Raw genomic sequence first — 12,072 nt, forward strand, 5'->3', positions numbered from 1 at the left:
ATTTATCTAATTATCCAATTTATCGATAATATAATACTTCTTTACAATTTTGTGATCATTCAATTGCCCTATCCAATCTAGGCAAGTCAATAGCATATATCAAAACTGTTAAAGCAAAAAAACCTATAAAAACAAGATATAATTATATCAATATGATTCAAATGTTTACATTTATGTTACATTTTAACCGCATGGAAGCATAATCCTTGAACTATTATTAATATGAATAATAGTAAATTTTGAGGACAGGACATGTTAGTAGAATCTGTTATCGGTATAGTGAGAGCCGTCAATGGATTGCTTGAAAAAGTAAATGCGCAAGGACAGGCAAGCCTGGTAAAGTCAGGTGCTCGATTAGAGGAAGGGGATGTACTTACTTTATTAAGTGGTGAGGCTTACATACAATTTATTCATGGATTTCCTGAAGCTCTAGCTTTGGGAAAACCGGTCAAATTGGATGGTGTTTCACCCGCACTGCAAAATGGTGTGGAAGATTTAAATGAGCAACTGGTCCAGGAAGCAATAGCCAAAGGTATTGATCCTTCAGTCATACTTGATGTTCTCGGCTCAGCAGCAGCGGGTGCGGTAGCTGTTGGTTCAGGTGGTGATGCTTTTATTATCGATCCTTTGTTTGGTTTCGGACAGGTCACAGCAGGATATCCTACTGGCCCCATTTCCTTTGCTTATGAGGCAGATACCCAGCAACTATTTTGGTTCGTGCCAGAAGATACAGGGGTGATTGCAGAATCCGAATCGATTACCGAACCTGAATTTATTCCGCAAATTCCCCAATTCACCACAAATCAATCGGTGCTAACAGTCTTTGAGGATGCCTTGCCAAGTGGTATTCCTGATTCAGCAGGACAAGCAAGAACGGCAAGTTCTTCTTTAAGTTCTTTGCTTACATCTTCACCAGATGTTGCTTCCTCCTTTGCTTTTAACACCAATTACAGTGCACTTCCTAAATTAACGTCAGACGGCATAGATCTAATTTATAGTCTATCCGCTGATAAGCGCACCTTATCAGCATCAACTCCTAGCGGGGCAGTCGTTATGCAATTTGAGTTGACAGCAGATGGACAGTTAACTCAAACATTGATGGATTCGATTGATCACCCAACAGCTGATGGCGATGATAGCGAATGGATGAGATTAGATCTTTCACCTTTAATTGATGTGACTTTCACAAGAACAAGTGATGGCACTGTTTTAGAGTCAAGAACACTGCCTGCTAATGCAGTTGTTGCAGGAATTCAAGACGATGTTCCAATAGCAAGGGCTCAATTGACCAATAATGAAATCCTGCTGGATGAAACTATAGGAATGAAAGTCGGTGATGCTGATGCAGCTAATGACGATTTTAATCCAACAACTACAGTGGATCCTTTTAATAATATTTATGGTACACCCATAGGTTTGGTGCAAAATGCGAAACTTATTGATACTAGTACTTCTGAAATGGGGGGGGATTATAAAAATGCAACAATGGCCCATTTCTTAAAAATTACCAATGCGGTTTCAGGATTACAAGCAACAGATGGTACTCCTATCAATCTCTTTTTGGAATCCAATGGTGATATTACCGGAAGAGCAGGTGACATTGGTGCCTCTGCACTTTTTGCAATTCGCATGAATCCAAATACCGGTGCAATTACTGTTGCACAGTATGGCCCAATCAAACAGTTTGATACCAGCAGCCATGATGAAGCGGTTGATTTAACAGGACGCATTTCAGCTTTAGTGATAGTTATAGATGGTGATGGGGATGTATCTAATGCAGAAATACCTATAGGACAGCTGATTGTTTTTGAAGACGACGGTCCTGTGGTGGATATGTCTGTGAAGGCTGGCGCTGCCTTGACGCTTGATGAAACGAAAGGGGCGAAAGTTGGTGATGCGAATGCGAACGACGAAGCGGTGTCTGCCGATGCCAATGACATTGGTTATGCGAAGCTTGTCGGCAGCGATTTGTTTACGCTAACGAAAGACGCGGGCTCTGATGGGGAGCAATCCACACTCTTTAAGCTTGTGGTGGGTGCCCCGGCCTCGGGTTTGGTGGATACGGCCACCAACCAGGCGATCGTCTTGTCTGCCAATGCGGGCGGTACGGAAGTGTTGGGCAAGAATGGCAATGGGGATGTGGTGTTTAAGGTGGCATTAAACGCCAGCAATGGGGATGTGGAAGTTTTTCAATACCGAGCCATCAAACACGAGAATGCCAGCGACCATGACGAGTCTGGCGCCGGAGGCATCATAGAGCGCATTCAAGCCGGGTCTTTGAAATTGGAAGTGACGGTAACGGACAAAGACGGGGACAGTGCGAAAGACGAGCTGGATTTGGGTCAAGTGATGCGCTTTGAAGACGACGGTCCAACAGTTGGCACCATAAGCCTGGTAGCTGATGAGGACAATTTGCCGAGAGGTAATAATGACACAGCTTCCGGAGATGCTGCTCAAAGCAATTTAACTGGTACATTGCCTGTTAATTTTGGTGCTGATGGTGCTGGTAGTGTTGATTTTCAAGGTATGCATGGTCTGAGTGCTGTCATAGGTAATGACAATATTACTTATAACTGGAGTGTTGGTAACTGGAGTGCTGGTACGAATACACTGACAGCCTATCGAACAGGAGGAACCTTAGGGGTTAACGATGTGTTTAAAATAGTAGTTAATCCGACAACAGGTCAGTATACGTTTACTCTGCTGGCTGCTATTAATCATCATGCTGTTGCTGATAATACCGAAGGATTGGTTGATCCATTTGTGAATCTTAATTATCGAGTTATTGATGGCGATGGGGATACTGCAATTGGAACTCTAAAAGTAACAATTGATGACGATGTACCTAAAGCAATTACACCTGAAGAAGGTTTTGTAACGAATCAAGCTGGTATTGTAAGAACATTTGATCTGGATTTTGATGCCAATATTGATAATAACGTCGGTGCTGATCAACTCGGTACAATTGCTTTTTCAGGCATCACTAACGGGCAACTTGTTACAGGGACAGTTGATGGTGTTCCTAATCAGACTTTAACCTCTGGAGGGTCTGCCATTCACTATTACGTGAGTGGTAATAATGTGGTTGAGGGATGGATTAATGGTGGGCCTGGTGACGTGGGTTCCTCAATTGTGTTTAGGACTACTTTGCAGCCGGATATGAACTATAACGCAAGTAATGACACCTATAAATTTGAATTGTTCCAGCCTATTAGTACATCAACGAATGTGAGCATTACAAATTTTAATGGGGTTAATGCGACTAGCAGAGAGTTTATATATCTTGAGAATGCCAGTGCTCCCGGAGAAGATATATTATTTTCTGGTTACATACGAAACGATAATGGCACTTTTACTGACGCTACTGTTAATACAAGTACTCAAGGTATAGGCGTCAATAATCAAAATATGAATGATCGCGAGAATTTACGCCTTGATTTTGTCAGGAATGCTTCTACTAATGGCACAACCTCCAATATGACTTATGAATACGATGATCATTATACCGTTAATAATTTTAGTTTTAAAATTGTTCAGGTTACAGGAAGTCCTCCGGCAGGATCAATAGAAGTATGGGTTCGTGCTTATAATGCTGATGATGATGATCCAACTAACAATACAGTTAGTGCTGCAAATAATTTAGCGCATCAAGATGCATTGAGAGATGATCCGCAAGTAGCGCTCACACAAATTTTAGTGAATGGTGTGCCGGTTACTCCAACCGCGGTTAATGCTAGTGGTGGGTATTTAATTAGCGGTTTAAATTTAAATGATACGATAACACTTAGATCAGCTAATGGATATGATCGCGTAGAGATAGAAAACGCACGTTCAGGAGCTCATGGAGTTTCAAACTCCAGTTTAAATGGTGAAACATTTGATATTGGTTTATTCTCTTACGATACAATTAAAACGACTCCTTCTGAAATCAATATTAATATGGGTCTTTCATTGACTGATTCAGATGGTGATAAAATAACTTCTTCAATAGAAATTAATCTGTCTCCTTCAGTATTTAAGGTTGGAGAAAATGTCGATGATACTTCCATCTCTAATGTCCCTCACCGTGTGGGAGGTGACACTGGTGTTATTGATGGAAGTGCAGGCGCGGATATTTTGATTGGTGATGTTGGCGGTGTAGAGATTGTTGGTACTACTGCTCGAATTGCATTTATCTTAGATGAATCAGGTAGTATGGGTCAAAATTTCGGAGGAACAACTCGTTTAGAAGTACTAAAACAAACGATGACTGATATATTAACTGAGTTAAGTAATACACCTAATGCTAGTATTACAGTTCATTTAGTCAAATTTGCATCAGTAGTTAATGGTACAGGCACTTTTGAAATTACTGGTGGAGAATTGCAACAGGCTTTAGACTTTATATCTGGATTACAGATACAACAAGGTTTATTAGCTGGAACAAACTATGAGGCAGCTTTAGGGCAAACCTTACAATGGTATAATAGCCAGTCTGGAACAGTGGATGTGCAACAAACTCTATTTTTTACTGATGGCGCTCCTACTTTTTATATGGATGGGAATAGTACTGAATATACAAATATTGCTCGTGTCTATGGAAATGGAAGCCAAACAGAGGAAGTTCTCTGGGAAAATCTATTCGGTGAGCATGCTGGAGGACAAGCTACATCGGATCGCATTAATAATCTCACAGAGTCTGACCCCAGAGATTTGGATGGTACTCAAAGCTATTCTGTTGACACTAATGGTGATGGTATTTTTGAAACTCAATCGGTAAATTCACGTAGTTCTGGAACAACACAAACTACAAATGACTACGTAAGAAGTATTGCAGATACTTTCAATGAAGTAGACGCTTTGCAAGCGTATGGTCCTTTGCGTGCGGTTTCTATAGCGGATAATTTTAGCGTTTATTTACAAGAAATAGATAGTACAGGCCAACCTTATATTGCTGACTCTCCTGAAGTGTTACAAGATATACTGGATGAATTAAATCCATTTAATGTTTTGCTTGCAGCGGGTAGTGATACCATTCAAGCTAATGAGGAAAATGATTTAATCTTTGGGGATGTGTTATTCACTGATAAACTGGCTGAAGATGAAGGTCTTGATTTACCTAAAGGATCAGGTTGGGCAGTATTTGAAGAACTCGAAGCTAATCATGGATGGAGCAGGCAAGATACCTTGGATTATATAAAAAATCATGCTGATGAACTTGGCAGAGAAACAGTACTCTCTAGTGGTAGTAAACGTTCTGGTGGACATGACACCATTAGCGGAGGCCAGGGAGATGACAGAATATACGGACAGGAAGGCAATGATATCATTGACGCTGGTTCTGGGGATGATGTCATTGTGGGTGGAACAGGCAATGATACACTCACCGGTGGCTCAGGCGCTGATCAATTCATACTTGTGAAAGGACAAGGAGGCGCCAGTGCAGGCGCAGCTCCGATCGACACTATTACAGACTTTGAAGTGAATATTGATAAGATTGTTATCAATGGTAATAACATTACTGGTGTTAGTGTTTCCACCCCTGTCTCTAACACTTATACCATTAGGGTTAATTATTCTGATGCTGCTACAGAACACTTTAAGGTGACATTATCCAATGGCGCAGTTTTAAATGACTCTGGAAAGACTCACTTGAACGGCGTGGTTATAAGCGGCGGAACAGCTACCATTGATGGAACAATCGTTGGCGCTGTTTTGTATCTGGATTTGAATGCCAATAATCAGGAAGATGAAGGGGAAAGACTAGGTATCACCAATCAATATGGTCATGTGGAATGGGTCGTTGATCTCTCCAAATTCGATGTCAACGGAGATGGACAGTATGTTATAGGCGAGGCTCGTGCTGTTCAAACGGGTGGTTTTGATATAGATACGGGTTTAAGTTATGAAATTAATCTTTACGGGCCAGTAGGTTCAGCAGTCATATCACCACTGACAAGCCTCTTGCAAGCTCAGTTAGAAGCCGGTATGGATTATGAGACAGCTAATGCTGCTTTGGTCGCGCGCTTGGGACTGCCTGAGGGAACACAAATTATCAGTTTCAATCCCATTACTGGCAGTGGTGAAGTCTTGGCTCAAAACGCAGGTGTAATGACTGCGGCCATTCAGTTTGCTGAAATAGCCGCAATACACTATTCAACCGATGAAAGCCATGTTTCATTCGCTGTTTTTGAAGCCATTAGTCAAGCATTACTTGATCTTCCGGAAGGGATAGTCGCTGATTTTAGCGATCAGGGTTTCTTACAGTCTATTTCAAATCATCTGGGATTAGATGCCCTGGTTACAGCGGATATCATTGACTATATGGCAGCTGGCCAGAAAGCGTTAGAGGCTAGTATTTTGACTCTTGAGCCCGGAGAAGATGCTCTGACAGCCATCAGCAAGATACAGCATGTGACCCAAGGTATATATGCCCAAGCTATTGAAATGGCATTGATAGGGTATTTGCCATTAGATGCTCTTAAAAATATGAGTGCCGTTCTTAAGGCTTATGCTGATGGAGATATTACGGATGAACAACTCAATTCTTTTGAAGATAAGCTTTCCGCTGTGGTTGTGAACTGGGAAGAGAATAATGTTGCGGACACATCTCATCAGGCTACATTGCAAACAGAACACACTGTTGATGACCCTTCAGCCAAATCAGAGGTGAATCATGAATTGGCGCAAGAAGTTAATGCCGTGATTAATGATTTTATGGATGAACATAATATTCCTGTGAACTATTATGACCAACAAGCTCAAATGGCCCAGGAAACACAAGAAGAACAACAGCCAGTAGAGGCTCAGGCTGAAGAGACGACAATGCATGACGACGTTGTTCAAGATTTGTTGCTTGATGATCATAGTCTTACCATGTTGGTAAATAACCCTGAATTAAATGGTGGTAATGGCAATGATGTGTTGCATGGTACTACCGGAAATGATTTTATAAGAGGCGGCCAAGGAAATGATACGATGACCGGTGGCGGTGGTGTTGATACCTTCTTCTGGTTAAGCGGCGATGATGATGGTGGCGTAGATACCATCACTGACTTCAAGGCTAATCCTGTTGATCAATCATCAGATGCCAGTGTTCTTAATTTAAGTGATTTGCTATCCGATGCGGATCTGGAAACCAATAGCCTGGATAATTATTTGAATGTTTCTACCACAGAAGAGGGTGACACAGCCATTAAAGTAGATCCTAATGGCAATGGAAACTTTGATGCTCCAGCGCAAACTATTATATTAGAAGACGTGGATTTAACAGCTGTTTTCGCTACCAACAATTCGCATGATATTGTGAATCAAATGATCGCTAATGGAAATCTGGTAGTAGAACAGTAAGATAAACTCATTGCATTGGTGTACAGGAAGTTCACCAATGTTTTATCAATTGGAAAATATTCTCGCGCCATTTTTCTCGCTGCTATATACTCATGCGTTCATTCGATAATAAGCCTTGCAATTCATTTCACGTTATTAAAATGATGAAAAAAGGCAAAAAACGCTATGGAGCAGTATCATGTCTAATCCTTATGTTTTGGTTTTATACTATTCCCGTACTGGAGCAACGGCACAATTAGCACAATATATCGCTCGTGGAGTGGAAAGTGTGTCTGGGATTGAAGCCAGATTACGTACTGTACCTCCTGTTTCTACCACCTGCGAAGCAGTGGATAAACCCGTGCCTGACGCTGGCGCAATTTATGTTTCCTTGGATGATTTGCGTCACTGCCATGGGTTGGCTTTAGGTAGCCCTACTCGCTTTGGTAATATGGCTGCTCCAATGAAGTATTTTTGGGATGGAACTACTTCTTTGTGGCTGGGTGGAGATCTGGTGAACAAGCCTGCTTGTGTGTTTTCTTCTTCAGCCAGTATGCATGGTGGACAGGAGACGACTTTGATTTCCATGATGATTCCTTTGTTACATCATGGCATGATTTTATTGGGTGTTCCCTATACTGAACCTGCCCTAACCGGTACGCAGTCTGGCGGCACACCTTATGGAGTAACCCATGTGGCTGGTGCTGATAGCGATAATCCATTAAGCCAGGATGAGATCACATTGGCTAAAGCGATGGGGGAAAGACTGGGACGTGTAGCAATGGGACTGAAGGTTTGAGAGGGTTTGGATGTTTATTTCCCCTCTCCCTTACCCTCTCCCCAAAGGGGCGAGGGGATCCTTAATGAAACTAAAGCTTTCTTAAAGTTGATGGTTATGTGAGTTGATTGATACTGATATTTAAACAAAAACTCCCTCTCCCGCGAAAGAAATTGTATAAAAAAATTTGGGTATGATTCGCGGGAGAGGGGTGGGGAGAGGGGAATAAGTGGTTCCAGCTGATGCTAAATTATTGAAACAAGCAAAATCTCTCCGGAAAAGGAGCACTGATGCTGAAAATTGTTTATGGTACTATCTAAGAGCACATCGATTAAAAGGATACAAATTTAAAAGACAAGTTCCTATTGGGAATTATATTGTCGATTTTGTTTGTATTCAGAGAAAACTCATTGTTGAACTGGATGGTGGACAACATCTTTTAAATAAAGAGTATGATAAAGACCGGAGCGCCTATTTTAGCACATTAAGTTATAAGGTTTTGCGGTTTTGGAATGATGACGTGTTATTGAGAACTGGGGACGTACTTGAGAGTATTGTCAGATGCTTGGAAGAATCATAAGGTTGATAAGATTAACATTTAACTGTTCAATAATGACAGCGGAGTACCCTAAGTAATGAAAGTAATTAGTTTTAACGCCAATGGCATACGCTCTTCTGCCCGTAATGGATTTTATGATTGGCTTGTAGGGCAGGATGTTGATTTTGTATGTATTCAGGAAACTAAATCGCAAGTAGAGCAATTAATCCCGGAAGAACTTTATTTTCCAAGGGATTATTTTTGTGATTATTTTGATGCTGAAAAGAAAGGCTACAGTGGGGTTGCCATTTATTCAAAATATAAACCCGTGCGTATTGTGAAAGGGCTTGGGTTTGATTATTGTGATAAAGAAGGGCGTTATATCCAATTTGATTACCCTAAATTAAGTGTGATTTCTCTTTATTTGCCCTCTGGAACAAGTGGTGAGGATCGGCAAGAAGTGAAATATGCTTTTCTGGAGCAATTTGCCAGACACTTGATGAATTTAAAAAATGAGGGAAGAGAGTTAATTATTTGTGGTGATTACAACATCGCGCATAAAAAGATAGATTTAAAAAATTGGAGAGGGAACCAGAAAAACTCAGGATTTTTACCCGAAGAACGTGCCTGGATGGATGAGTTATTTGGTTCTATGGGGTTTGTAGACGCTTTTAGGGTACATAATCAGGAAGAAGAGCAATATACCTGGTGGTCTTATCGAGCTAGAGCCTGGGAAAAGAATGTCGGGTGGCGGATTGATTATCAGGTGATTACGCCTGGTCTGACTGAATATGTCGCGGACAGCCGAATTTTTCGCGAAGCACGTTTTTCGGATCATGCCCCTTTAATGATTGAATACAAGGGAGACTGGTGTGTTTAAACTCGCTAGCTGGAATGTTAATTCATTAAAAGTCCGTCTGGAACAGGTTTTGCAATGGCTTGAGTCTTCACAAGTTGATGTGCTTGCCATGCAGGAGACTAAGCTGACTGATGAGAACTTTCCTGTTGTTTCATTTACAGACAAAGGGTACCACGTCATTTTTTCAGGTCAGAAAACTTATAACGGGGTTGCCATTATTAGTCGATATCCTATGACAGATATTCAAACCGATATTCCAGAATTGGAAGATCCTCAGCGGCGTATCCTGGCTGCTACGGTAAAAGGAATCAGATTGATTAATCTTTATGTGCCTAATGGTGGAGAACTGACTTCAGACAAGTACCAATATAAACTGGATTGGTTAAATAAAGTGACTCGTTTCATTCAACATGAGATAAGCATTTATTCTAAAGTAGCAGTTGTGGGTGATTTTAATATTGCGCCCGAAGATCGGGATGTCCATGATCCAGTTGAGTGGGAAGGTTGTGTTTTGGTCAGCCCTCCTGAAAGGCAAGCATTTATGAAGATACTTGAATTGGGTTTACATGACAGTTTCCGTAATTTTGCTCAGGAAGAAAAAGCGTTTAGCTGGTGGGATTATAGAGCCGCAGCATTCCGACGTAATCGTGGTTTGCGCATTGATCATGTGCTATTGAGCCATGAATTAAATGCTTTATGTCGACAATCCAAAATCGATAAAGAACCAAGAAAAGCAGAGAGGCCTTCCGATCATGCGCCGGTTTGGGTTGAGCTAGAATTATAAATGTCTGAGGTGTTTGAGAAAAAATTGCTTTATGAGATCATTTCTGCTATTGTTTTGACTCATTTGTGTAGAGTATGGTGCTTGGCAATAGCGTCCAGGTGGCGATACTTATTTGAAACTAGAAGAGAGTGGTATTATGAAAGCATCAGTTCATCCTGATTATCAAACAGTTAAAGTAACATGCAGCTGTGGTGAAGTATTTGAAACTCGTTCTACTTTGTGTAAAGATTTGAACATAGAAGTTTGTTCAATGTGCCATCCTTTTTATACAGGAAAACAAAAGTTGGTTGATACTGGTGGCCGTGTTCAGAAATTCCGTGACAGGTATAATATGCGTACTGGGCAAGCCAAATCAAAAGAATAATATTTTAATTTTTGAGTTTTTAACAAAGGCACAAATTTTTTGTGCCTTTTCTCTAAGAGAGGATTAAAAATTCAAATTTTTGATATGATGTTTTCACCGCGTGATCTGAAATAGAGAGTATGCACTTTGGATAATGAAGTAATAAAGCAGCGGGCATTGGATTATCATGAGTTCCCTGTTCCAGGGAAACTCTCTGTTCATCTTACAAAATCGACTAATTCCCAAGACGATTTGTCTTTGGCCTATACACCTGGTGTAGCTGCCCCAGTTTTAGCCATAGCTGAAGCGCCAGAAAATGCTTATCGTTTTACCAGCAAAGGCAATCTGGTTGCGGTGATGACCAATGGCACCGCAGTGTTAGGTTTGGGAAATCTTGGACCTTTAGCGAGTAAACCTGTGATGGAAGGCAAAGCGGTATTATTTAAACGATTTGCTGATCTGGATGTCTTTGATATAGAAATCGATGCCGAGGATCCACAGTCTTTTATTGCTACTGCAAAACGCATTGCCCCAACTTTTGGCGGCATAAATCTTGAAGACATCAAAGCTCCGGAGTGTTTTGAAATAGAACAAGCTTTGATTGAGCAGTTAAATATTCCTGTATTCCATGATGATCAACATGGTACTGCTATTGTAGTTGCAGCAGGCTTGTTAAACGCGTTGGAATTACAGAACAAGAAATTAAGCGACATTAAAATTGTCTGTATGGGCGCTGGAGCTGCAGGTATTGCTTCTATGCGACTTCTTGTGGCATTAGGGGCTCTAAAAAGTAATATGCTTCTTCTGGATACCAAGGGAGTTATTCATTCGGGCCGTGAGGATTTAAATCCCTATAAGTTTGCTTTTGCTAGAAATACTTCCTGTCGTTCACTGGAAGATGCTTTGGTTGATGCTGATGTGTTTATTGGCGTTGCAAGGCCAGATTTGCTAAATGCCCATTTATTAAGCTTGATGGCACCCAATCCAGTGATTTTTGCGTTATCTAACCCTGATCCTGAAATCAAACCCGAATTGGCTCATAGTGTGCGTAAGGATCTGGTGATGGCAACAGGCCGAAGTGATTATCCTAATCAAGTTAATAATGTATTATGTTTTCCTTATATTTTTCGTGGTGCGTTAGATGTACGTGCCACTTGCATTAACCAGGCCATGCAAATTGCAGCTGTTGAAGCCATTCGTCAATTGGTGCATGAGCCTGTTCCTCAGGTAGTGAAGGACAATTACCCAGGAGTTGTGAATTGGGATTTTGGACCTGACTATATTATTCCAAAGCCTATCGACCCTCGCCTTAAAGAGAGGGTTCCTGCTGCTGTAGCGAAAGCTGCGATAGCGAGTGGCGCGAGTCAATTTAATAATTTATAAGGTAATAAATTCACCTTATAGAAGTAAGCAGTTTAGGTCTTATTAGCGTTTAAACAAAGGATATCCTGGAAAATTCTTT

At 41.0% G+C, this 12,072-nt stretch carries 7 protein-coding genes; all 7 read left to right on the forward strand.

All coding sequences use genetic code 11. The features are described from left to right. Positions 1-252 precede the first annotated feature (252 nt). Entirely contained in the window at positions 253-7,329 is a 7,077-nt protein-coding gene (gene rtxA / locus CC34_RS1000000117780) for an enhanced entry virulence factor RtxA (RefSeq protein ID WP_050598248.1), read from the forward strand. A 178-nt stretch (positions 7,330-7,507) separates the two neighbouring features. Next, on the forward strand, positions 7,508-8,107 hold the full coding sequence (gene wrbA / locus CC34_RS0115845) for an NAD(P)H:quinone oxidoreductase (RefSeq protein ID WP_027228655.1): 600 nt from the start codon (positions 7,508-7,510) through the stop codon (positions 8,105-8,107). Between the two features lie 208 nt (positions 8,108-8,315). After that, positions 8,316-8,666, forward strand: coding sequence for an endonuclease domain-containing protein (locus tag CC34_RS0115850; RefSeq protein WP_011213236.1), 351 nt, complete (start codon positions 8,316-8,318; stop codon positions 8,664-8,666). 55 nt (positions 8,667-8,721) lie between these two features. After that, complete coding sequence (locus CC34_RS0115855) at positions 8,722-9,504, forward strand: exodeoxyribonuclease III (protein WP_011213237.1); 783 nt, start codon at positions 8,722-8,724, stop codon at positions 9,502-9,504. Continuing rightward, entirely contained in the window at positions 9,497-10,267 is a 771-nt protein-coding gene (gene xth, locus CC34_RS0115860; RefSeq protein WP_011214866.1) for an exodeoxyribonuclease III, read from the forward strand. Before CC34_RS0115855 ends, xth begins: the two co-directional genes overlap by 8 nt. Positions 10,268-10,403: 136 nt before the next feature. Beyond that, the gene (rpmE, locus tag CC34_RS0115865) at positions 10,404-10,631 is read left to right on the forward strand and encodes a 50S ribosomal protein L31 (protein ID WP_010946387.1); all 228 of its coding nucleotides are present in this window, start codon (positions 10,404-10,406) and stop codon (positions 10,629-10,631) included. 126 nt (positions 10,632-10,757) lie between these two features. Continuing rightward, a complete protein-coding gene (locus CC34_RS0115870; RefSeq protein ID WP_028378191.1) occupies positions 10,758-11,993 on the forward strand; it encodes a malic enzyme-like NAD(P)-binding protein in 1,236 nt (411 codons plus the stop codon). Positions 11,994-12,072: the final 79 nt, after the last annotated feature.

The organism is Legionella pneumophila subsp. fraseri, assembly GCF_000586315.1.
GTDB classification, from domain to species: Bacteria; Pseudomonadota; Gammaproteobacteria; order Legionellales; family Legionellaceae; genus Legionella; species Legionella pneumophila_B.